A 24,787-nucleotide genomic window follows, 5' to 3' on the forward strand; every position below is an offset into this window, starting at 1 on the left:
TCAATCTATTAACCGCCAAATTGCGGCGTCGGCTTAAGCGTTAGCGCGAATGCGGTGTAAATAATCTTGCTTAGTGAACTCACCCCAAGGTTGGCGTTGTCCGTCAAGCACGACCGCATCGATATCATCCGCGAGTTGACGCGCCGAGTTAAGCATAATTGAAAAGTTCATTAGGGCGTCACCGTAACAAGGCAAAGTCATGAAAAACACCACACCTTGGGTACTGAACTGCTCCATATTATCCGGATCAAACACGCCAGGCTTTAGCATATTCGCTATCGAGAACAATACTTTACCATTGCCAGCATTATCCACATGGCGATGGAAGATATTCATATCCCCATATTTAAAATTCAAGGTTAAGAAACAAGGTAGCAATTCGGCGCCGTTAAGCTGTAGACCCTCTTTAGCGACCACGTGTAATACCAGTACGTCGCGTGGTTCACCTAACTCATCTTCAGCGGCTTGTTCGACAACCTCTTCTTGATAGCTATCTTCTTTATATTCATTTTCGTCAAACAAGGCCGTTTGCTGCGGAGCTGCACTACGTAACGCATGTTCCTGCTCAGCCGCTTTTTGCGCGACGATAGCCGCATGGGATTGACCCATTGGCGGAGTTTGCGTGCTCGCTTGAGTGTTCAAAACGGGCTCTTGACGCGAGACTTTCGGGCTACGGTGTTGCTCTTTTGCCACGGGTGGCTGCAAGCTAAAATCAGGCTGAGCTGTCACAGGCTCGTGTTTAGGGCCAACTTTCAACTCTGGTTTAAATTCTGTTGATTTAAACTCTTGTGGTTTAAATTCAGGCTTAGGTTCTAGCTTTACTTCCTGCTTCAAATAAGGATTGGCCGCAGGAGTTTCGTTGTTAGGTGCAAGTTCACCGGCTTTGCGCACGCGTACGGCGCCAATACCATCGGCATCAAACCCTTCTGAATCGATCCGCTTCGGACTCGGCTCACCTTTCTCAGCCTGTTTCTTATAAAAGTTGCTCATTGGGCTATCTTTCAATGACTTAGGCTGTTGTCTTCTGATCGACCAAAATCCATGCACCAGCACAGCAACTATGGCTATGGCGCCTAAAACGAACAATACTAGTTGCAAATCTTCCATTGGTTACCCTGTCTTTCTTCTAGTTATCCAGCGTCAGCCATCGCCACCGCTTGCTCTATGTCTACCGCAACTATACGAGACACACCGGGCTCGTGCATAGTCACGCCAATAAGTTGATCCGCCATTTCCATGGTTATTTTGTTATGGCTGATATAAATAAACTGTACGCTCTGTGACATTTCTTTTAGCAATCGACAGAAGCGTTCTACGTTGGCATCGTCTAATGGCGCATCCACTTCATCTAACATACAGAAGGGAGCAGGATTCAGCCTAAAAATGGCGAATACCAATGATAAAGCGGTTAATGCTTTTTCACCACCCGAAAGAAGATGGATTGTGCTGTTCTTCTTCCCCGGTGGTTGGGCCATGATAGTCACGCCCGTTTCTAGCAAATCGTCGTCAGTTAACGCTAAATAAGCTCGGCCGCCACCGAACACTTTCGGAAATAAGCGTCCGAGATCTTCGTTGACTGAGTCAAATGTCGTCTTAAAGCGGCTTCGGGTTTCCTTATCTATTTTACGAATCGCTTCCTCTAAGGTTGCAAGCCCTTTATTTAAATCGTCATCTTGATGATCAAGATAAGATTTTCGCTCACTTTGCTGTTCAAATTCTTCGATCGCCGCAAGGTTAATGGCACCTAAACGAACAATTTTCTGCCGTATTTGATCTAAATCACTCTGCCACTTGTCTGGCATCCCCTCTGCGGGCAAGTTTCCAAGGATTTCAGACAGAATGATTTGCTGTTCCTGTAAGGCTTCCAGCTGACTATTCGCTTGGCCTTTTATTCCTTCACGACGTAACTTTAACGTGCTCAGGCTTTGAGTCAAGTCCTCAAGCTTACCAAGCTCTTGTTTTTGCTTTATTCCTATACGGTTTAATGTGTCTGTGAGCACACTTTGCTGCTGACGAACCTCTTTTAAGCCCTGTTGTTGCTCATGTTGTTGCTTTAGTAACTGCGTTAACTGTTCAGTCAGCTGCACACTATTTTGCACCCCACTCAATTGGGCAACTTTGGCAAGTTCTGTTAACACAGACTCGCGGGAGTGGATGAGTTCATTGACACGCACTTGCTGTAATTCAATTTGCTCCGTGCTCACGGCCATGCGCATCGTCACGGATTGCAACCCCGTCGCAGTGGCTGATAATTGACGTTCTACCTCAGTAATACGCCCTTTTAATGCTTGATGGCGCACACTATCGGCCTGTGTGTCTTGGATGAGTTGCCGCTGAATATCTTCACTAGCCTGCAGCGTCTCATCGAGCTCCATTTCTTGTTCTGCTAATAATTCGCATTGCTCGCTTAAGCGTTCAATATCAATCAAACTCGTACTTAAAGCCGCGTCGAGTTTACTTTGCTGTTCGACGCGCGCCTTCACTTGCTCGATTAAACCACTAAGCTGCATCGACTTAGTCGCTTTGTCTAACTGCAATTGATGTAATTTTTGCGCGCCATCGGTCAGTTGCAGTCTTTGTTGCTGCAAAATAGCCGCAAGATCTGTCATCTTGTCTTGCCGAATCTGCAGGGATTTTTGCAAATCGAGGATATTTTGCGCTAACTGAGCTTGCTCTTTACTGAGTTGCACCAGTGACTGGGCGCCCTCTGTTTTCGTGATTAAAAAACCTTGTCCCAGTAGATAACCGTCGGCAGTGACAATCCGTTGATCGGACGTTAGTTGTGGCAGCAGTTCTTTCGCTGCATGGATATCCTTTGCCCACTTAAGCCCCGCTAACCAAGGGGCGAGATTCACCTTAGCCTGTAAAAATTCACTTTGGTTTGATTGTGACGCTAATGCTTGAAATCCCATTTCAGTTTCAGTGACGCCAACGGGCAAGGTCAACAAGCCATTTAGGGCGAGTTCGGCCGCGGTTTCCCAACCATTTTCAACGGTTAAACTCTGCCATAACTGCGGTTTATCACTCTGCTGTTCTTGAGTCAACCACTGTTCAACCAGCTCATGGCGCGCTTTAGTCGCGGTTAATTGCTGCTGAATGTGCTCAGCGCTATGGCGGGCTTCATCTAAGGCTTGCGTACTTGCACTTACACTTTGTTCTTGCTGATGATTAATTTCATTTTGCAGTTTAAGCGCATCATCCAAAGACTCAATATCTTGCTGCAATGGTGTAATACTCGATGCGAGATCACCGTCCATTAACGCCGAAAGTTGTGCCTGCTGCTCACGACTTTGCTGCTGTTTGTGTTGTAGTAATTGCTGCTGATGCGCTAACTGGCTGCGACGCAGTTCAAGCTGTAACTTATGTTGAGAAACATCCGCTGCCTGTTGGCGCGCCACTTCGGCCTGCTGCTGACTGCGTTCTATGCTCATTTCCCATTGGGATTGCAGCTCATCCATGATCTCTTGTTGCTCATCATGCTGTGGCCCAAGTTTGGCAAGCTCAAGCTCTAACGCGCTAAGACTCGCTTTATAGCCGTTAAGCTTGTCGGTATTTTGTTGGATCTGCTCTTTGACTTGCGCCAACTGGGTTTCGAGCTGGGCGTCGCGTTGCTTTTGATTCTGTAGCTGTTGCTCTAACTTAGCGATCTCAGTACCAGTCAGATAATAGGCTTCAACCGCTCGCTGCTCTTGCTCCGCCAGTTGCGCGAGTTGCACTTGCAGTTCAGTGGTTTGTAATTCATCTGTTTGCGCGAGTGACTGCGCCGCCGCTTGCTGTACTTCAATAGCACTTATCTGCTCAGATAGGCTCGCCATCTGAGCTTGCAACTCTTGATAGCGCATCACAAGGAGTTCAGCATGGGTCTTACGCTCGGCCTGTTTAAGCTCACGATATTGTTTAGCGGCTTTAGCCTGCTGCGCAAGTTTATCTAACTGCTTACCGAGTTCACTGCGAATATCGCCCAAACGCTCGAGGTTTTCGCGGGTATGGCGAATACGGTTTTCAGTTTCGCGCCGACGCTCTTTATAGCGGGAAATCCCAGCGGCTTCCTCAATAAAGGTGCGCAAGTCTTGGGGTTTAGATTCAATCAGGCGGGAAATAGTGCCTTGCTCGATAATGGCATAACTTCGCGGGCCAAGACCTGTGCCCATAAACAAGTCGGTAATGTCTTTACGACGACACTTTTGACCATTGAGAAAATACCAAGACTCACCGTCGCGGCTCACTTGACGCTTAACGGCGATTTCTTCATAACTGGCATACTGACCAGCAAGACGACCCTCTTTGTTTTCAAAAATAAGTTCAACCCCCGCCACAGACACAGGTTTTCGCGCGCTTGAACCGTTAAATATCACATCAGCCATAGAATCACCGCGTAGGTGCTTCGCCGAGCTTTCACCGAGCACCCATCGCACGGCATCGATCACGTTCGATTTACCGCAGCCATTTGGGCCAATAATGGCGGTTAATGCCTGTAAAAAAGGAATTTTCGTGGGATCGACAAACGACTTAAAGCCGGCAAGTTTTATCTGTTTTAATCTCATGGTGCCAGTTAGCGCGTCTCTGAAGTCTGGCCCGAAAATGAGCCGAGCGGTGCAAATGCATTTATCGGCCAACTTTAACAAAGCAGGCAGCATTTTGTAACGCTTTTTATTGAATTCATGCGGCTTTTAGCTTGTCATCTGTCCATGAGTTGATCACAATCGCATATAGCTGTCGCTTAACTTTTTGGAAAAACGATATGACACAGAAAAAAACCTTGCCCTTCCCAGCCAAAAGTGGCGTTAATTATTTTCTCGATGGCTTTGGTTTAATCACACGTAAAGGCCTGCGCACTTTCGTATTTATTCCGCTAATGATTAACCTACTGCTGTTTGCTGGCGTCATTTATGTAGCCATAGGCCAGTTAGATACGCTATTCACTTGGATGAATGCCCAGCTCCCTGAGTACTTAAGCTGGTTAAACTTTTTACTTTGGCCACTCGCCGTCACCACTATGCTGGTGATGCTTGCTTTTGTATTTAGCTCCGTCATGAACTGGCTCGCCGCCCCCTTTAATGGTCTGTTGGCTGAAAAAGTCGAACAGTTGTTAACTGGTAAGCAGCTGAATACCGGTTCTGGTATTGATTTAATCAAAGACTTACCGCGTATCCTTGGACGTGAGTGGATCAAACTCAAATACTATCTGCCCCGCGCACTGGTATTTTTGTTATTGTTTTTAGTGCCTATGGTAGGCCAGACGCTGGCGCCGATTTTATGGTTTCTGTTCAGCGCTTGGATGATGGCGATTCAGTACTGCGATTATCCCTTCGATAACCACAAGGTCAGTTTTAAAGATATGCGCTTTGCCTTGAATCAAACCCGTGGCACCAGTTTTAGCTTTGGCGCCACTGTGACGCTATTTTCGATGATCCCCATAGTCAACTTTATCGTCATGCCAGTGGCGATTTGTGGCGCGACGGCCATGTGGGTCGATAAGTATCGTGAAGCGTATCGCAACCATGCCATCGCACCCGAGTAGTAACACCAGCAGTGCTGAGTCATGGCTCAGCACTGCTCCCCAATTTTTTTAAACCCAATAATCCAATCATGTTTCGCCTCGTCAGAATCAACGCAAACCTTGTAACAATTACTCGCTATTGTTAACTTCACGTTTTCTGGCAAAATGCGCGCCACGAATGTGTTATTTGAGTCTTTTTTGTTGAAATCAATCTTAGCCATCATCTTATCTAGTCTTACTTTTCTACCTGTAACTTGTCTTGCTGGCTATGCCAGCCAATTTCAGTTAGCCATTCCAACACTTAACAGTGCAGCCAATATTGACGGTGAGTTGGACGATGCCATTTGGCAACAAGCCGCAGTCACAGAGCTCAAATATGAAACCCAACCAGGGGAAAATATTGCTGCATTAGTGAAAACCGAGGCGCGAGTCTATGCGACTAAAACCAGTCTTTTTGTGGCATTTACTGCCAAAGACATTAATCCCAAACTCATTCGGGCCACACTCAAGGACAGAGACAAGCTGTGGAGTGATGATTTAGTCGGAATTAAACTCGATACTTTTAATAATGCCCGTTTAGCATACCAATTTTTTATTAATCCCCTTGGCGTGCAATTAGACTCAATTGAAAACGAATTAACGGGTGAAGAAAGCGAAGCATGGGATGGTATTTGGAAATCCGCAGGCAAGATCACCGCCGATGGCTATCAGGTTGAAGTCGAGTTACCACTGAGACTGTTCAACTTTGACGACAAGAAAAGCCTGCAAGAATGGGGCTTTGAGTTAATTCGTTATTATCCACGCAATGAAAAACATCGCCTATCGACCCATAAGATTGACCGTAATACGAGTTGTCAACTTTGTCAGTTAGGTGTGGCTTCTGGCTTGGCGGGGGCAGAACAAGGACAGGATGTACAAATCACCCCGACTTTTATCGCCAACCGTAACGAACATAAACAGGCGGATGGCTGGGAAGCTGATAACAATCTCGAGCCAGGTGTAGACTTACGCTGGGGCATTAATTCCAGCACCTTACTCAATGCCACCATTAATCCCGATTTTTCCCAAGTGGAATCCGATGCTGGCCAGCTCGATGTGAACAGCACTTTCTCCTTGTTCTATGATGAGAAACGGCCGTTCTTTTTGGATAATAAAGACTATTTCGACACACAGGTGAATCTGCTGCACACCCGCAATATTGTTGCACCTGACTATGGTATCAAACTGACAAGTAAGAGCGATGATCACACTTTAGCTCTGCTAGCGAGTAACGATAGCCAAACCACGTTTTTGGTACCGGGAAATTTAAGCTCAGAGGTTGCCTCGCTTGATCAAGAAAGTTTGAACCTTGCGGGACGTTATCGTTTCGACATTAGCAAAACCTTCTCCATCGGCGGATTACTTACCGCGAAAACAAGCAGTGACAACACTCACAATGGTACAGCAAATACCCCCCACAATGAGATCAACAGCCAACCCGATTACCACAACTATGTCATTAGTCTGGATGCGAAATATCAACTAACACCACAGGACAGTTTCACTGCGCAAGTGGCCCAATCAGATACTCAGTACCCCACGGGAGTCTATCGTCAATTTTGTACTGATACTGAAAATGACCCTAGTAATGGTTTGCCCTGTGGCCAATCTCAGCTTGATTGCGAACTCGGTCACTGCCAACTCAACGAACAAGTATTACGTAGCCAATCTGATAACCGCTTTGGCGGCAATTTATATCAGTTAACCTTTAAACACGAAGAGCGAAATTGGTTTGCTTACAGTGAATACAACGCAGTTGATCCCGATTTTCGTGCCGATTTAGGCTTTGTCGAAAAAATCGATTACCGCACCTTTGAGGCTGGTGCGGGTTTGATTTGGTATCCTACGGGCACCTTTAACAAGGTGGAATTAGCGGGAGATTGGGATATCACTCATAACCAAGCAGGCGAACGACTTGAAGAAGAGTATGAAGCCTACATCGAAATCATCGGCGCATTACAAAGCGAAATCACCTTTGGTGTAGAAACCCGTGAACGTGTGGGGCCTCGCCGCGATGCTTCACAACTCACTATCGCCGGAAATAGTCAACTATATGATGAAACCCAAGTGTGGTTTTATGGCGCAGTAACCCCGTTATCGCCCCTGAGTATGGAGCTTGAAATGTACTACGGCGATGAAATTGATTTTATCAATGATAGGCTGGGCACTAAAACGCAAATGAACCCGAGTATCAATTGGAAAATTGCTAATGGACTTTCTATCGATATCTCCCATCTTTATCAGCAAATGGATGTGGAACAAGGTGCACTTTTTACCGCTAATCTGAGCGATGTACGCCTCAACTGGCAATTCAGTCTACACAGTTTTATTCGCCTTTCTAGCATTTACACTCGGATAAATCGCAATGTGGCGCAGTATTTATATTCAGCGCCGCAGAGTGAGGAAGCGCATTTAGGCAATGAGCTCCTCTACGGTTATAAACTCAATCCGCAGAGTGTGTTCTACCTCGGATACTCTGATAGTTTGCAGGCTAATGATGAGTTAAGCCGCCTGACACGGGACGAGAAAACCTACTTTATGAAGTTAAGTTACGCATGGCTGCTATAAACAATCATTGCCTTAAACAGAAAGCAACTTAGGCAAACAACTGACATAAAAAAGCCCACATCTTCCTCGATGTGGGCTTTTTATTATGACGGTGAGAATCTTAGACCTTCTGCAGAATAACACTACCAATAGAATATCCTGCGCCAAACGAACTCAATAAACCTAAATCGCCAGCCTTAAAGTCACCGGAAAACTTGTGAAATGCAATCACAGAACCCGCGGAAGCCGTATTGGCGTACTCATCTAACACCACAGGCGCTTGTTCCGCTGACACATCATCCCCTAACAGCTTTCTCACCACGAACTGATTCATGTTGATGTTCGCTTGATGCAACCACAAACGCTTAAAAGACTGTGGCGTTAACGCTTGTTCGGCCAGATGTTCATCCAAATGTTGATAAATCATCGGCAACAGCTCTTTAAATACCTTGCGCCCTTGTTGGTGGAATAACTTATCGGCTTGATGGGCCGCACTCGGATCGCAGCGATTCAAGAAACCGAAATTACTGCGAATATTGTTCGAGTAATCGGTAAAACAGCGGCTTGAGATGATCTTAAACACATGGTCAGACTGGGCTAAGCTTTGTTCTTCCAGTACCAGAGCCGTCGCCACATCACCGAAGATAAAATGGCTGTCACGGTCGCGATAATTCACCTGTGCCGAGCAAATTTCAGGGTTGATCACTAGCACTCTTGAGGCAGAACCCGTAGCAATGGCATTAGCCGCGGCGACAATTGCAAACGTCGCCGATGAACACGCTACCTGCATGTCGTAACCATAACCCCGCGTACCCAGTGCACGTTGAATTTCAATCGCCATAGCAGGATACGCACGCTGAGTATAAGCGCAGGCAACAATCACTAAGTCAATTTGCTCAGCTTTGAGATTGGCATTCTTTAGTGCCATCAAGGCAGCTTCAAGGCCAATCTCAGCCTGCATAGATAATTCGTCACTGCTGCGCTCAGGAATCAACGGCATCATGACTTCGGGATCCAGAATGCCCTCTTTCACCATCACATATCTGTGCTTGATGCCTGAGGCTTTTTCAATAAACTCGCTTGATGAATAGGACAAAGCCGCAACATGGCCTTGCTCAATTAAGCCTGCATTTTCAAGATTGAAAATATCCACATAAGCATTGAAGCTCTCAACTAAGGCTTCATTGGAAATACTGTGGGGCGGCGTAAATAGGCCACTCCCCGAAATGACGACCTGTTTCATAAATGCTCCAAACGGGTACTGGTTGTAAGGTGAGCAGAGGATACATCATCACTCGTAAGCACAGGTGCTAACTCATTTTGCCCCTGCGCTTGTTGCTCTAATCGTTGCTTTTTATGCATTTGCACTAAGTCTATCACGACTGTTGAAGATATTTTATCTTGGATCCCCTGCCGATTGGCATCCCAAAATATTTGCATAAAACCAAGTAAGCCTGTGGTAAAGCCTGCGGCATAGCCACCATAACGGCCAAACGCGGCCCATAAACTGATATTGGCACCATCGAGCTGGATCACCCGAATGCCCAACATCTTCTTACCTAAGGTTTGACCATCAAATCGTGCAGTAAAGACGGTAAAGTAAAACGCTGCCCAACCAAAACCCAGCCCCATATCACTCAGAAAGCCTTTAACCCAAGCGACAACACTATGGCTTGTAGCTTCATCAACGGTTCTGAGGCGAGAATATTGCGAAGGGCTCACATCCACTGCATCAGCCACCGCACTTTGCGGCTGTACATCCGGCGAAATAGCTTGAATAGGCTGAAGTGGCTCAGGCGGAGAATCTGTTGTCGCCAACTCAACAGGAAGCGTAATAACAGGCCATAGGCTGCCATTAAGCACTTCCGCCTGTAACTTTTCACTGTCTACGGCAGGTAAACTACTGTTGGCTATGGTTGCTAGCACTATTTCACGTTGATCATTTTCTGTCATGCCCTTTGATCCTGAAGCATTTTTTATCGCTTCATGTAGGGACTGAACTTGAGTTTTACCACAAGCATAATTATTACACTGGCTCAACGACATCAATGCTGGTAGTGACGTAATGATTTGTTCACCTAATGCAAATTGTTGCTCTACTCCCTCACTGCTTTTAACGTCTGTTCCATTAAAATCAAACAGATTATTGGCGGTTGTCAGCAACATAAAAACCAACATCAAGGCATAAAGTCCCCACTTTAATAAACGACCAAACTTACGACTGCGCTTTTCAATCCAGATAATACTGACCACCAGCAAGACAAACATCCAATCCATCTGCTCAGCTAACACAGTGATCAGCAAACCATCAATCAGTATGGCTAACATCCGCTTCAACGGTGTCGCCAATGGGGTATATAACACGGCTGCTGCAATGGTAAATGCCTTTGGTGTTACCATCGTTTTTGGATCTTTACCCAGATCCATTTGTTGCTGCTTCATCTTTGCGCTTGTCCGATACGAGTGATAGGCTAGTTTTACGATTGAGACATCAAGAAGTTATCCCTGTTAATGCCACAATCTTTTTTATGTTAGCAAGAGGTTAACACAGTTAAACTGGCTGCCAATCAGGGTTTGCGAATAACAGCACACCCTTTAATAACCAAATCGAATAAAGAAGAACAAACAATCACTTCTAAAAGCGCCACAGCAGATTATGATTCAGTAGTGCCAACATAGGAGCAAGCAATCCATGAGCAAAATTTTCGAAGATAATTCATATACTATTGGTAATACACCGCTAGTACGTTTAAACCGTGTTAGCCAAGGTAAAGTACTGGCCAAAGTCGAAGCCCGTAACCCAAGTTTCAGTGTTAAATGCCGTATCGGTGCCAATATGATTTGGGATGCCGAGAAGAAAGGTCTATTAACAAAAAATCACGAGCTGATTGAGCCGACATCAGGCAACACAGGTATTGCATTAGCGTATGTTGCCGCGGCCCGTGGCTATAAACTGACCCTGACCATGCCAAATACCATGAGTTTAGAGCGTCGTAAGCTACTCAAAGCCCTAGGCGCAACTCTCGTGCTGACTGAAGGCGCGAAAGGCATGAAAGGTGCGATTGATAAAGCGGAAGAAATTCGCCAATCGGCTCCTGAAAAATACATTTTATTGCAGCAGTTTAATAACCCTGCTAACCCAGAAATCCATGAAAAAACCACAGGTCCAGAAATCTGGAATGATACCGACGGTGAAGTGGATGTGTTTGTTGCCGGTGTAGGTACTGGCGGTACAATTACTGGGGTAAGCCGTTACTTGAAAAAAGTGGCCGGTAAAACCATCACCTCAGTTGCGGTTGAGCCAGCAGATTCTCCTGTTATAGCTCAAACCTTAGCGGGTTTACCAGTGCAACCAGGGCCGCATAAAATTCAAGGTATTGGTGCAGGCTTTATCCCAGGTAACTTAGATTTAGAATTGATTGACCGTGTTGAGGCTGTAACTAACGATGAAGCCATCGACATGGCCCGCCGCTTAATGCAAGAAGAAGGCATTTTAGTGGGTATTTCATCGGGTGCCGCCGTTGTCGCCGCCAACCGCATCGCTGAGTTGCCAGAGTTTGCAGGCAAAACCATTGTGGTGATTTTGCCATCGGCTGCCGAGCGTTACCTATCTTCAGTCTTGTTCCAAGGCCAATTCGGCGACGAAGAAAACGTTCAATAAACGACGTTTTATCGTCCTTAAAATACCCAGCTTTGGCTGGGTATTTTTATTTATGGCATTCCATTATTTAGATCTCGATTACAGAGCATAAACAAGTTACTGCTCAAGTTTGGATACAGCTCATAGTTCTTTGTATCTCAACTGGCTTTCACGGCTAACTTGGTTATAAAGAACGGACCCGCTCGCCAATTCATTCCTTTTTATGTCTTTTTACCGAACACCAAGTAACATCAGCGCCTTCAATGCGAAGTTTGAAGCTCAAAAAATTGCCTTTGGCCCCATCAGCTTTCAAGTCGCCCACTGCCTACTCAAATTCGATGTGCTAGCGCAAATAGATAACGCGGCTGAACGTGGGATCACTGCGGCCGAGTTAAGCCAATCGACACCACTGAGCGAGTACGCCCTTGGAGTCTTGCTGGATATGGGGCTCAGCATGGGGCTCGTTTGGCAAAATGAAAATGGCTATGTGCTCGACAAAACGGGGCACTTTTTACTCCATGACGACATGGCCGCCATCAACCTTAACTTTGTGCAGGACGTTTGTTATCAAGGCCTTTTTAGCCTTGATACCGCACTACTCGAAGGCAAGGCCGCAGGACTCAAGGTTTTCGGTGACTGGGATACTATCTACCCTGCCTTGAAGGATTTACCACCCAAAGCGAAACAGAGCTGGTTTGCCTTCGATCATTACTATTCGGATCATGCCTTTCCACAGCTTCTGCCGTTAGTGTTCGCCCATAAGCCAATCCATTTAGTGGATATAGGCGGCAATACGGGAAAATGGGCACTGAGCTGCTGTGATTATGACGCAAACGTTGAAGTCACGATTATGGATTTTCCGGGGCAACTTGAGGTAGCCACACAAAATGCACTCGCACGAGGTTTTGCAGCACGAGTGCATACCTTTGCCACCGATCTGCTAGACGACTCCCAACCCTTTGTCGAAGGCGCCGATACTTACTGGATGAGTCAATTTCTGGATTGCTTCTCAAAAAGCCAAATCCTGAGCATTTTACAACGCACGGCAAAGGCAATGACATCAAGCAGCCAACTCTTTATCGTCGAAACCTTTTGGGATAGACAGCCATCGGCCGCCTCCGCCTATTGCGTAAATGCCACTAGCCTCTATTTCAGCGCCATGGCCAATGGCAATAGCCGCATGTATCACTCTAAGGATTTATTGGCCCTGCTTTACCAAGCGGGACTGTATGTGGATGAAGATACAGACAATCTTGGCCTAGGGCACACGCTACTGCGTTGTAAACTCAAACCTTAAGTTTAATAGCAACATCAAAGTAAACAAAACTTATGCAATGAATAAAATCAATCAAATTTATTTATCATTGATACCCGCAGTACACTAAATACATCAAAACAGCGCCCCAAAAAAGCGATGTTAAGCATTGTCAGTATTGAGAGGTATTCAAAATGACTTCAAAACGCAAACGCTGGACATCCCACGCAGCTAAACTTCCCAGCCCTATGGCTGGGTTGGCACTGGCAATTGCCAGCTTAGGTTGGACATGGGAGAACATGACACCTTCACTTAATGGCGCAGGACAACTCACAGGTGCCATCATAGCCTCTGTGTTACTGTTATTGCTCATGGGTAAATTCATGCTTCATCCTAATATTTTAAAGGACGAGCTAAGTCACCCTGTGATTGGTAGTGTGATCCCCACCTTCGCCATGGGCTTGATGGTGGTGTCTAAATCACTCGGCGATTATTTCCCCCATGCAGGCTTAACTCTGTGGCTAGTCGCCATTGGTATCCATGTGATCTTCCTAAGCGCGTTTATCTATTATCGCGCCATTGATTTTAAACTCGAGCACATGGTTCCGAGCTGGTTCGTACCACCGATTGGCATTATCGTCGCGGCAGTGTCTTTCCCTGTGTCTGACTACCAATGGTTAGCAAATGCCATTTTGGTTTTTGGGATGTTGGCTTACTTAATCATGCTGCCTTTGATGCTCTATCGCCTCATTTTCTGTCAGGCGATACCCGATGCCGCTAAACCAACCATTGCCATTCTCGCGGCGCCCGCCAGTTTATCACTTGCAGGTTATCTGACCGTTTGCGAGCAGGCGTCGATTCCCTTAGTCGCCTTACTACTGAGCATCGCCATTCTGATGACCAGCATCATCTACTTGGCCTTCTTTCACCTACTAAAACTGCCCTTTAGCCCAGGCTACGCAGCCTTTACCTTCCCTATGGTGATCGGTGCAACCGCCCTCTTTAAAACCGCTGCTTGGTTAACGCAGTTCAATAACATGGGTGAGTTAGCGATATGGATAAAATACTTAGCAGAATTCGAACTGGTAATCGCCACCTTAGTGGTTGCCTATGTCGCCCTACGTTATTTAGGACACTACTTTCCACTGCAATTTAACGTGGTAGAGCACAAATCAGTTCTAAATAGCAAATAAACAGAACAGCTTTTTGTAAAAATAATTAACCATACAAATGAATTGTTCACTCAAAAAACTAAACAATAAACCGAAAGCGAAGTGAATAGATATTCACTTCGCTTTTATATTTAAACAGTCAAAATTAAATAATCAGAAATAGCATTTGATTAGTTTTTATTCTTTACAACATTTCATTCCATAATTTTACTTCTAGCTTACTGACGCGGTGTAAAAATATCACCATACAAAATTAAACCGCATGAAAACCCTTATTGATAACACTCCTCAATCATCCAATCTAAAATATATGGAATGACAAACCATATCGTTATTAATTTTTACTTTTTCACATAAAATAGTTTCAAACTATTATTGAAAACAACAAAATTAAAACACAATAAAACAAAATATTAGCAACAATAAAAAAACACAAAGAACCAATAATAAAAACAAAAAGCCAAATAAAAAACAAAACCCTCAGATTAAAACCTTATCTGCCACCGATTACACACACACCCTACTTATATCTGCATTTTAAAAAGAGAGTAAATAACAAATTTTAAACAAAACTCCAGCATAACCAATGTTGCACTTGTTATTTTCTTGTGGTTATATCCTGAACTCAATTAAATGAGAGCTTAATTCTTTACATAAGTAACCATTTAAGAAAAATAAAAAATAAACATACAACATGTGTTAAGGGAGAATAAAATGCGTGCAAATTCTACATTAGCCAAAGCCGTTCGCTTTGCATTAATAAGCGGAGCAGCTACTGCCGCGTTAACCACTTCGATAGTATATGCAGCTGAAGATGGTGCCAAAGTTGAACGTATTGAAGTAACAGGTTCACGTATTAAGCGTACCGACATGGAGGGCTCATCACCAGTTACAACTATCAGTGCATCCGATATTGAGAAAACGGGTGAAATGTCTGTTGCTGATGTATTACGTAGAAGTAATTTAAACAGCTTCGGGTCTACTTCAGAACGTTCAGGTAGTAGTGCTCAATCACAAGCGACAATTAACCTCCGCGGTGCGGGTTCAGATCGTACTTTAGTACTGTTAAATGGCAAGCGTATGCCTGGCTCTCCTACGCTAGGTGGCACCGCTGTCAACCTTAATACTATCCCAACTGCTGCAATTGAAAGAATTGAGGTATTAACTGATGGAGCTTCCGCAGTATATGGCTCAGATGCCGTTGCAGGTGTAGTCAATATTATTCTTAAAAAAGGCTTTGAAGGCCTTGAAGTTTCAGCTACAAGCTCACAACCAGAGCAAGACGGTGGTGAAGAATGGAAAACACAAATTGTGGGTGGTACTGTTGGTGAAAAAGGCAGTGTAACTTTCTCTTTTGAACACTTAAACCGCGAAATCATTTATCAACGTGATCGTTGGTTTTCAAGTTCTTCCAATATCCTAGCACCAAAATTTGACGATACCACTGGCGTTTCAACTTATGCTCGTAATTTCCTAGATGGAAAAACAGGCCAATTTAAACCTATGACGGCTTGTGATAACCCTAAGATGGTTGGTGGTGGACATATCTATGATGCTGGCGATGGTGACTATGTTTGTGGTTACGATTTTACAGCAGAAGCTGCTGACCATGCTGCACGTTCCTATACTGCTGGCTATGTAAATGGAGAATATGAACTTTCTGATGAAATCGTATTTCAAGGCTTAGGTCTATTCTCTCGCAATGAAACTTTCGGTCGATATGCTCCGGCAGCAGGCTGGTTTAATGTCGCTCCAGGTCAAGTTGAAGTAAAAAATTATGATGCTAATGGGAAATACACTGGCAACAGTTTAAACGAAAATGCTGGGCGAGCTTATTATCGCTTCACAGATGTTGGTACTCGTGATGCAAAAACTGTCGATTACAGCACCGATATTCAATTGGGTTTAGTTGGCACGCATGACAGCTTTGGTTGGGACTTCACATACCATTACAATTTAGCTGAAAACAGTAACTATGGTACTGGATATGTACACAGACCTACGGTTGAAAGATATGTGAAAGATGGTATTTTCAACTTTGGTCCTGAAGGAAATAGTGCATCTGTCATAGCAGATATGACTCACGAAACCCTCAAGCAAGACATAATGGAGTTCCAAAGTATTAATGCTGGTGTGAACTTTGAAGCCATTGAATTACCTGCTGGTAGCATTGGTTGGTACATAGGAACTGAAGCACTCCAATACAAGTATGAAGCTAACGTTGATGCGCAAACCGCTGCTGGTGACGTTATTGGTTCATCAGGTAATGGCTCTTCAGGTGACCGTGATGTCTATGCACTGTTCGCTGAATCAATTATCCCTGTAACCGAAGATTTAGAATTAAACTTAGCTTATCGCTACGATAACTACTCTGACTTTGGCTCTGCAACAACACCAAAAGTCGCTCTAAGATATCAAGTCTTAGATGATGTTGTATTCAGAGCATCTTGGGGTCAAGGTTTCCGCGCTCCATCATTATCAGATCTACTTGCAGCAGATTCTTTCAGTGCAGATACAGCAACGGATTACCATTACTGTGATGTGCTAGGCACGAATGTAGCTGACTGTAAAGCCAAACAATATGATGTGACTCGTACTGCGAATAGCGAATTACAACCAGAAACATCAGATTTCTACAACTTAGGACTAGTATGGGATATCACAGATAAACTGAGTAGTAAAGTTGAGTATTACAGCTTAGATATCAAAGATGTTATTACTTTTGTCTCTTTAGACTCACTATTAAAAGAAGAACAAAAAGTTGGTTACGGTAACTTAAGCCGCGGTGAAATCAAACGCGTAGGCGATAATCCGAATGGCAAGTTATTATCAGCAACGACACCTAAAGCAAATGGCAACGGTTTTGATACTTCTGGTGTTGACTTCAATCTAACATATAGTGGATTTGAAACAGCTATTGGCGACTTTAGCAGCTCGTACGATCTAACTTATATTCTTTCTTATAATGAGGAAGAATATTTTGATGGCCCAGTTAACGATAAAATTGGCCGTAATGGTATGCCTGAGTTCAGATTTACTTGGGTTATCGACTGGAGCTATGGCGATCACTCTGCATCTATATTAACGCAATATATTGATGGCCAATCAGAAAAGACAGATCCAAATACATACGCCCAAGTTGGAAGCTTGTCTTCGCAAACAACTTTCGACATTAGCTATGGCTATGCTACACCATGGGAAGGCAAAATTAGTTTGGGTATTCGCAACTTAACTAATGAAGATCCAGTTTTAGATTCGGACCTTAAATATGATGCTTCTCTGTACAGCTTATATGGCCGTACATTTACGGCAACGTATACACAGAAATTCTAATCTCGCATTTATTAGTTAGAACCTAATCAAAAAACGGCATCTTCGGATGCCGTTTTTATTTACTTCATTATTTACACATCATAGTAAACCGACATAAAAATGCCCAGCTACCTGCTGGGCACTTTCACTTCAGACTGATAATTAAAGACGTTTTAGGAATGTTTAGTCAGCTTAATCTCACTCTGATGCTGAGGTTTTTCAGTATGTGAATGTGGTGCAGAAAAATGTTCATGATGAGCTTTGTGTGGTTCAGCCAAGGTTACTTTACCCTGCTCTATCCACCAATAACCTAAACCAACAATCACACCGCCACCGACAATATTGCCTAAGGTTACAGGTATTAAATTATTGAATATAAAGTTTGCCACGGTTAAATCGGCAAATTGTGCTTGAGTAACCCCTAAAGACACGAAGAACTCTGGGCTGGCGATAGATTGGATCATCATGCCCATAGGCACCATAAATAAGTTAGCGATACTGTGTTCAAAGCCACTACTAACGAACATAGCCACAGGTAAAATTAACAGTAACGATTTCGTCAGTACATCACGACTAGCAAAGGTCATCCACACACCTAAACACACCAACATGTTACATAAAATGCCTAAACTAAAGGCTTGGACCCAAGTATGGTGCAGTTTGTGCTGTGCCACTTTAAGGGCATTTAATCCCCAGTTACCACCATCGAGATCATACATACCTGCGGCAGTGATCAAGCAAACCATCAACATAGCGCCGACAAAATTGCCGGCATACACGCGGCACCAACATTTGAGTAATTCAGCGCCAGTAACCTGTTTTTGTGCCCAGGCGACGGTACTGAGCACAGAACTGGTGAACAGTTCTCCACCGCAAACAACCACTAAGATTAAACCTAAACTAAAGGCTATTCCGCCAACGAAACGAACTAAACCCCAAGACGCATCGCCTGCGCCAGTGGTTACGGTTAAATAAAAAACAAAGGCTAAAGCGATAAATGCGCCAGCAAACACGGCTAAGCCAAAGGACTGCCAAGGTGCTTTAACCACTTTGCTTGTCCCGTAAATTTCAGCCTGATTGTAACAACTAAAATGAGCTGAAACCTGTGGCGCTTCATGTGCGCTGTTTGTCACAGTTGGAACTGATGACGATGGATTTGGGCTTTTCATTGCATAACTCCAACTTCAGATAAACAAACTTGAACGCGTAGCATAGGTATCTCCAGCAGCGCCATTGCGCAGATAACACGAATCAAAACCGAGATAATGATTTGCTTAAATGATGATTCACTAAAGTCTCGCTTTGTATCATACAACGCGCTTATGCTGTGAAGCAGATATTGCTAAAGCGTGATGCTATTCACACCCAAAATGTGAAAACTTTGAAGCCAAAAACACAAAAGGTTAATTGGTCTTACCATGACAGCCCGATTTTCATCGCGAGAATGTGGCTTAATTAAGATGGTATACAATGCATATCCTGCACGTTTCCATCTCATATTTAGCGAACTAACGCTTAAATTAATGCGCTATAGATTCAAGCAAACCTCAGCAATGACACATTAAATGACCAATAGCTTGATGCGTGTATCTCAGTATTCATTAAATTGAACCGATACTTTAGCATTTACAGTTTAGTCCAACAGCAAGTAACAAGTTGCCTGCATCATAGCCAACTACTGTATTTAGCCACTCTTTAACCCTTCCTGAATGATTTAAGCATTGCATGCTTTATTTGATGGCGTTATGACATGCCGTCTCCTAAATCGACACTAAGTTAGCAAATAAAAATAAATTAATACAAATAGCTAACATCAAACTTATTTTTAATATCATAACCACTGCGCCTACTGTGACAGCTCCCATTATCGAGCCGTGACTCCCACCAATCAAAATCAGCCTATACGAGGATAGATTTATCCTCGCTAAAGGTGGACAGTAAATGGGAACAATATAGGCAGGCTGATTTAAGAGATAATGGGGTTCAGATGTCACACCAACTTAAAAAGCGTGCCGTATTCCCTATTGTGGTAAAAAAATGCTACCTAGCTAGCAAATTTGGGATTAACAGAGCATAAACCAAGCCGTTTAAGATGCGATAGCGACAGACCTATGTTAATATGTTTATGGACAATTGGTCTTACCAATTATAAAGATTTATCAGTAGCCGATAATCAAAGTAAGCGAATATTTGTCATCTTATCGGGTATCAATAGACAGACTTTTGGAGTGACGAGCGCTTCAAAATCCAGTTCCCATCATAGGGCGTCATCATGAAGGGAGCTTTATTTCAGGAATTAGCTATTGGCTTATACTCAGCATTGCTTAACGCTGATCGCCAATAACCTTTTATCTCAACCAGAAGGTATTAGTACGATGACCGACAAAACTGAACTGTTTGCCAACGCATGGGAAGGCTTTACTCCTGGCGATTGGAAATCTGAAGTCAATGTACGTGACTTTATCCAACAAAACTACGCGCCTTTTGAAGGCGACGAGTCCTTCCTCGCCGGTGCCACCGAAGCGACCACAAAATTGTGGGATAAAGTCATGGAAGGCATCAAACAGGAAAACCGTACCCACGCGCCTGTTGATTTCGACACTAAGATGGTTTCAACCATCACTTCCCACGACGCTGGCTATATCAACAAAGAATTAGAAACTATCGTTGGCTTACAAACAGACGCGCCGCTAAAACGCGCTATGTTGCCTAACGGTGGTATTCGTATGGTGGAAAGCTCATGCGCCGCCTACGATCGTGTACTGGATGAAGATGTTAAATACGTTTATTCAGAACTGCGCAAAACCCATAACCAAGGTGTGTTCGATGTTTACACCCCCGAAATTATGGCCTGTCGTAAATCAGGTATTTTAACGGGCTTGCCCGATGCTTATGGCCGTGGCCGTATCATTGGTGACTATCGCCGTGTGGCACTTTACGGTATCGATTACCTTATGAAAGATAAGTTTGCCCAATTTAGCTCACTGCAAGCGCAGTTCGAAGCGGGTGAAGAGTTATCTAACGTTATCCAATTACGTGAAGAAATTGCCGAGCAACACCGTGCATTAGGCCAAATGAAGAAAATGGCTGCCAAGTATGGCTTCGATATTTCTCGTCCAGCGACCAATGCACAAGAAGCGATCCAATGGACTTACTTCGGCTATTTAGCTGCAGTGAAGAGCCAAAATGGCGCTGCCATGTCATTAGGTCGTACCTCTTCATTCCTCGACATCTATATTGAACGTGATCTGAAAAATGGCACCTTAACTGAGCAACAAGCTCAGGAAATGGTTGACCATTTCGTGATGAAATTGCGTATGGTGCGTTTCCTACGTACCCCTGAATACGACGAATTGTTCTCAGGCGACCCAATTTGGGCGACGGAGTCAATTGGCGGTATGGGCTTAGATGGCCGTACGTTAGTGACGAAATCAAGCTTCCGTTTCTTGAACACCCTTTACACTATGGGTCCAAGTCCTGAGCCAAACATCACGGTATTATGGTCAGATAAACTGCCAATCGGTTTCAAAAAATATTGCGCCAAAGTGTCTATCGACACTAGCTCAATCCAATACGAAAACGATGACTTAATGCGTCCTGATTTCCAATCAGACGACTATGCAATCGCCTGTTGTGTGAGCCCTATGGTTGTGGGTAAACACATGCAGTTCTTCGGTGCTCGCGCTAACTTAGCGAAAACCATGCTGTATGCGATTAACGGCGGCGTAGACGAAAAACTGAAAATCCAAATTGCCCCTAAAGCAGACATGATCACAGACGAAGTGCTCAACTTTGATGATGTGATGAATCGCTTAGACGGTTTAATGGATTGGTTAGCGACTCAATATGTCACTGCACTGAACTCAATCCACTACATGCACGATAAGTACTCTTACGAAGCCGCGCTTATGGCGCTGCACGACAGAGACGTACGTCGCACTATGGCTTGTGGTATTGCGGGTTTATCTATCGCAGCCGACTCACTGTCTGCCATCAAATACGCCACCGTAAAACCGGTTCGTGATGAAAACGGCATAGCAGTTGATTTCGATATCAGCGGTGACTATCCAAAATTTGGTAACAACGACCCACGTGTAGATGATATCGCCTGTGACTTAGTTGAACGTTTTATGGCGAAAATTCGTGACCGAAAAATGTATCGCAATGCGATCCCAACGCAGTCAATTCTGACCATCACCTCAAACGTGGTTTATGGTAAGAAAACCGGTAACACACCAGATGGTCGTCGTTCAGGTGCGCCATTTGCACCGGGTGCAAACCCTATGCATGGCCGTGATGAAAAAGGCGCAATCGCTTCTTTAACCTCAGTGGCAAAACTCCCATTTGCCCACGCTCAAGACGGTATTTCTTATACCTTCTCAATCGTGCCAAATGCGCTGGGTAAAGATGATGATGCTCGCCGTACCAACTTAGCGGCATTGATGGACGGATACTTCGACCACAATGACAAAAAAGAAGGTGGCCAACACTTGAACGTCAACGTGATGAACCGCGAGATGCTCGAAGATGCCGTTAAGCATCCAGACAAGTATCCACAGCTGACCATTCGTGTTTCTGGCTATGCAGTGCGCTTCAACTCACTGACGCCAGAGCAGCAACAAGATGTGATCACGCGTACATTCACAAAAGGTCTGTAAGCTAAATTAGTCAAGGCTGTAGTACACTGTGCTACAGCCTCACTTATTTTAACAGGAGTCACAATGGCAGTTATCGGTCGGATCCACTCGGTGGAATCCTTTGGCACAGTAGATGGTCCCGGCATACGGTTTATCACCTTTATGCAGGGCTGTTTAATGCGCTGCCAATATTGCCACAACCGTGACACTTGGGATCTTGATGGCGGAAAAGAAGTTCTGGTCGATGAGTTAATGAGTCAAATCATCAGCTATCGGCCTTTTCTCGATGCCAGCAATGGTGGTGTTACGGCCAGTGGTGGTGAAGCCATTTTACAGGCCGAATTTGTCGCCGAATTATTCACAGCCTGTAAGCAAGAAGGTATTCATACCTGTTTAGATACCAATGGTTTTGTACGTAAGTACACGCCAGTGATTGATGAGTTGCTCGACCACACTGACTTGGTCCTGCTCGACATCAAGCACATGGATGATGAAAAACATATTGAGTTAACCAAAGTCAGCAACCATAGAACATTACAGTTTGCGCAGTATTTAGCAGAGCGTAATCAAGCGACGTGGATACGTTATGTCGTAGTGGGCGGATTTACCGACGATGAAGCATCGGCATTACAACTGGCCGAGTTTATCAAGCCCATGAAAAACATTGAAAAGGTAGAGTTACTACCCTATCACGAATTAGGTAAACATAAGTGGGAAGCCATGGGCGAAAGCTATCAACTCGATGGAATATCCCCCCCGAGTCGAGAAACCATGGAAAAGATCAAAGCGGTATTTGTCCAACAAGGGATTAACGCGATTTATTAATCCACAGTAATAGAAAAGCCAAAACGGATAACCGCGGCAACGGCCTAAAGTTCTTCCCAATAACTGGCATCTAAACGCTCAAAGGCTATTTTTAAAATCAGTGCCATATCGAGGTAACAGGCTTTAGCGCCTAAGGTGTGGCAATTGATACCCATGGACGACAACTTCGCACTCAACTGGTTAATCCAGTCGAACAGCGTTAACGGTAATGGATGGCGGGCTCGCCAGCCTAACCACAGCAGCCCCTGTAACGGTAAGCTGATAAAAAATAAACCGAGAGTGACAGCTTGGGGCAGAAATGCCCAACCGTGAATATACAGCTGGCTCATGCTCACAAAAATCGCCAGCACTGGCATCACCAGTATGGCAAGCTGAGTTGCTCGGACGACCCGATACTCAGGAAAATAAAAACCCAGTTGTCTAACCATAGGCCAAGTCTTCATATACTGATGACCATCACCTAAGGTTTTGAGGATCTTAATGCTCAATCTTAGACACCAACTACAATGGAATACTGCTCTTACCATAGCACAATCTGGCGAATCGCCCCAAGACTGATATGGTAAAAACACCGCAGTTCCTCATTATTTTGAATCGTTATATTAAACACAATGGCAAAGGGTTTACACATGTCAAATAAACTGGTTTTAGTTCTCAATTGCGGTAGCTCTTCTCTCAAATTTGCCGTCATTGACGCGCAAACAGGTGACGACCAAATTTCTGGCTTAGCCGAATGTTTTGGTTTAGAAGACTCTCGCATTAAATGGAAAATCAACGGCGAAAAACATGAAGCAGCCTTAGGTGCATTTACGGCTCACCGTGAAGCAGTTGAATACATTGTTAATAAAATTCTTGCGGAACAACCTGAATTAGCAGCAAAAATTCAAGCCGTTGGCCATCGTATCGTTCACGGTGGTGAGAAATTCACTCGCTCAGTGATCATCGATGAGAGCGTAATCAAAGGTATCGAAGACTGTGCTTCATTAGCCCCACTGCACAATCCTGCTCACCTTATCGGCATCCGCGCGGCAATGGCCTCTTTCCCTAAATTGCCACAGGTTGCTGTATTTGATACCGCTTTCCACCAAAGCATGCCAGACAGAGCTTATGTCTACGCCCTGCCTTACAAGTTATACCGTGAACACGGTATTCGTCGTTATGGCATGCATGGCACGAGTCATTTATTCGTTAGCCGTGAAGCGGCAAAAATGCTCAACAAGCCCATCGAAGAAACGAATGTTATCTGTGCTCATTTAGGCAATGGCGCGTCAGTCACGGCCATCAAAGGCGGCAAAAGTGTCGACACTTCTATGGGCTTAACCCCATTAGAAGGTTTGGTCATGGGCACGCGTTGTGGCGATATTGACCCTTCAATCATCTATCACTTAGTCCATCAACTGGGTTACACCTTAGAAGAAGTGAATAACCTGATGAACAAGCAAAGTGGTCTGCTGGGTATTTCCGAGCTGACCAACGATTGCCGTGGCATCGAAGAAGGTTACGCCGAGGGCCATAAAGGCGCGACCTTAGCCTTAGAAATCTTCTGCTACCGCTTAGCCAAGTACATCGCCTCTTACACTGTGCCACTGGGCCGTTTAGATGCAGTCGTCTTCACCGGCGGTATTGGCGAAAACTCAGATTTAATCCGTGAAAAAGTGCTCAACATGTTGGAAATCTTCAATTTCCATGTCGATAGTGAGCGCAACAAAGCGGCGCGTTTCGGTAAGAAAGGTATCATCACCCAAGATAAAGGCACGATTGCCATGGTGATCCCAACGAACGAAGAATGGGTTATCGCCGAAGATTCCATTAAACTTATCAACAAATAAAAAGGCCGAAGCCGTTTGCTCACCCAAACGG

At 44.6% G+C, this 24,787-nt stretch carries 15 protein-coding genes; 9 read left to right on the forward strand and 6 right to left on the reverse strand.

All coding sequences use genetic code 11. From position 1 onward, the window contains the following. Positions 1 to 33: 33 nt before the first annotated feature. Both zipA and HGO26_RS06885 read right to left on the reverse strand, forming a co-directional pair. Positions 34 to 1,107 (reverse strand): cell division protein ZipA, encoded by a 1,074-nt coding sequence (gene zipA, locus HGO26_RS06880; protein WP_168824145.1) that lies wholly within the window; start codon positions 1,105 to 1,107, stop codon positions 34 to 36. Between the two features lie 23 nt (positions 1,108 to 1,130). After that, a complete protein-coding gene (locus HGO26_RS06885; RefSeq protein ID WP_168824147.1) occupies positions 1,131 to 4,544 on the reverse strand; it encodes a chromosome segregation protein SMC in 3,414 nt (1,137 codons plus the stop codon). A gap of 197 nt (positions 4,545 to 4,741) precedes the next feature. Here HGO26_RS06885 and cysZ point away from each other — a divergent pair, with 197 nt between their 5' ends. Together cysZ and HGO26_RS06895 are read left to right on the forward strand one after the other, a co-directional pair. Then, positions 4,742 to 5,521, forward strand: coding sequence for a sulfate transporter CysZ (gene cysZ / locus HGO26_RS06890; RefSeq protein ID WP_131523549.1), 780 nt, complete (start codon positions 4,742 to 4,744; stop codon positions 5,519 to 5,521). Positions 5,522 to 5,665: 144 nt separating this feature from the next. Next, positions 5,666 to 8,107 (forward strand): carbohydrate binding family 9 domain-containing protein, encoded by a 2,442-nt coding sequence (locus tag HGO26_RS06895; RefSeq protein ID WP_168824149.1) that lies wholly within the window; start codon positions 5,666 to 5,668, stop codon positions 8,105 to 8,107. Between the two features lie 100 nt (positions 8,108 to 8,207). Here the strand turns inward: HGO26_RS06895 and HGO26_RS06900 are convergent, their stop codons facing one another. Then, the gene (locus HGO26_RS06900) at positions 8,208 to 9,329 is read right to left on the reverse strand and encodes a beta-ketoacyl-ACP synthase III (protein ID WP_168824151.1); all 1,122 of its coding nucleotides are present in this window, start codon (positions 9,327 to 9,329) and stop codon (positions 8,208 to 8,210) included. Continuing rightward, on the reverse strand, positions 9,326 to 10,528 hold the full coding sequence (locus HGO26_RS06905; RefSeq protein WP_168824153.1) for an RDD family protein: 1,203 nt from the start codon (positions 10,526 to 10,528) through the stop codon (positions 9,326 to 9,328). The genes HGO26_RS06900 and HGO26_RS06905 overlap by 4 nt, the downstream gene beginning before the upstream one ends. Positions 10,529 to 10,778: 250 nt before the next feature. Here HGO26_RS06905 and cysK point away from each other — a divergent pair, with 250 nt between their 5' ends. From cysK to HGO26_RS06925, 4 genes are all read left to right on the forward strand, one after another. After that, positions 10,779 to 11,747 carry a cysteine synthase A gene (gene cysK / locus HGO26_RS06910; RefSeq protein WP_113940761.1) on the forward strand — a complete coding sequence of 323 codons (969 nt, stop codon included), beginning with the start codon at positions 10,779 to 10,781 and terminating at the stop codon, positions 11,745 to 11,747. Between the two features lie 202 nt (positions 11,748 to 11,949). Next, the gene (locus HGO26_RS06915) at positions 11,950 to 13,023 is read left to right on the forward strand and encodes a methyltransferase (RefSeq protein ID WP_168824156.1); all 1,074 of its coding nucleotides are present in this window, start codon (positions 11,950 to 11,952) and stop codon (positions 13,021 to 13,023) included. Positions 13,024 to 13,175: 152 nt separating this feature from the next. Next, complete coding sequence (locus tag HGO26_RS06920; RefSeq protein WP_168824158.1) at positions 13,176 to 14,174, forward strand: TDT family transporter; 999 nt, start codon at positions 13,176 to 13,178, stop codon at positions 14,172 to 14,174. A 693-nt stretch (positions 14,175 to 14,867) separates the two neighbouring features. After that, positions 14,868 to 17,486 carry a TonB-dependent receptor plug domain-containing protein gene (locus HGO26_RS06925; protein ID WP_131523544.1) on the forward strand — a complete coding sequence of 873 codons (2,619 nt, stop codon included), beginning with the start codon at positions 14,868 to 14,870 and terminating at the stop codon, positions 17,484 to 17,486. Between the two features lie 152 nt (positions 17,487 to 17,638). Here the strand turns inward: HGO26_RS06925 and focA are convergent, their stop codons facing one another. Further along, positions 17,639 to 18,634 (reverse strand): formate transporter FocA, encoded by a 996-nt coding sequence (gene focA / locus HGO26_RS06930; RefSeq protein ID WP_168824160.1) that lies wholly within the window; start codon positions 18,632 to 18,634, stop codon positions 17,639 to 17,641. A gap of 1,206 nt (positions 18,635 to 19,840) precedes the next feature. Here focA and pflB point away from each other — a divergent pair. Together pflB and pflA are read left to right on the forward strand one after the other, a co-directional pair. Further along, the gene (pflB, locus tag HGO26_RS06935; protein WP_028760972.1) at positions 19,841 to 22,123 is read left to right on the forward strand and encodes a formate C-acetyltransferase; all 2,283 of its coding nucleotides are present in this window, start codon (positions 19,841 to 19,843) and stop codon (positions 22,121 to 22,123) included. Positions 22,124 to 22,186: 63 nt separating this feature from the next. Then, on the forward strand, positions 22,187 to 22,927 hold the full coding sequence (gene pflA, locus HGO26_RS06940; protein ID WP_168824162.1) for a pyruvate formate lyase 1-activating protein: 741 nt from the start codon (positions 22,187 to 22,189) through the stop codon (positions 22,925 to 22,927). A gap of 44 nt (positions 22,928 to 22,971) precedes the next feature. Here pflA and yfbV read toward each other — a convergent pair whose 3' ends face one another. Next, positions 22,972 to 23,415: a terminus macrodomain insulation protein YfbV gene (yfbV, locus tag HGO26_RS06945; RefSeq protein ID WP_081729091.1), complete on the reverse strand. Its 444-nt coding sequence runs from the start codon at positions 23,413 to 23,415 to the stop codon at positions 22,972 to 22,974. A 141-nt stretch (positions 23,416 to 23,556) separates the two neighbouring features. Here yfbV and ackA point away from each other — a divergent pair, with 141 nt between their 5' ends. Continuing rightward, the gene (ackA, locus tag HGO26_RS06950; RefSeq protein WP_105252134.1) at positions 23,557 to 24,756 is read left to right on the forward strand and encodes an acetate kinase; all 1,200 of its coding nucleotides are present in this window, start codon (positions 23,557 to 23,559) and stop codon (positions 24,754 to 24,756) included. Positions 24,757 to 24,787 lie beyond the last annotated feature (31 nt).

It is taken from the genome of Shewanella oncorhynchi, assembly GCF_012584455.1.
Taxonomy (GTDB): Bacteria; Pseudomonadota; Gammaproteobacteria; order Enterobacterales; family Shewanellaceae; genus Shewanella; species Shewanella oncorhynchi.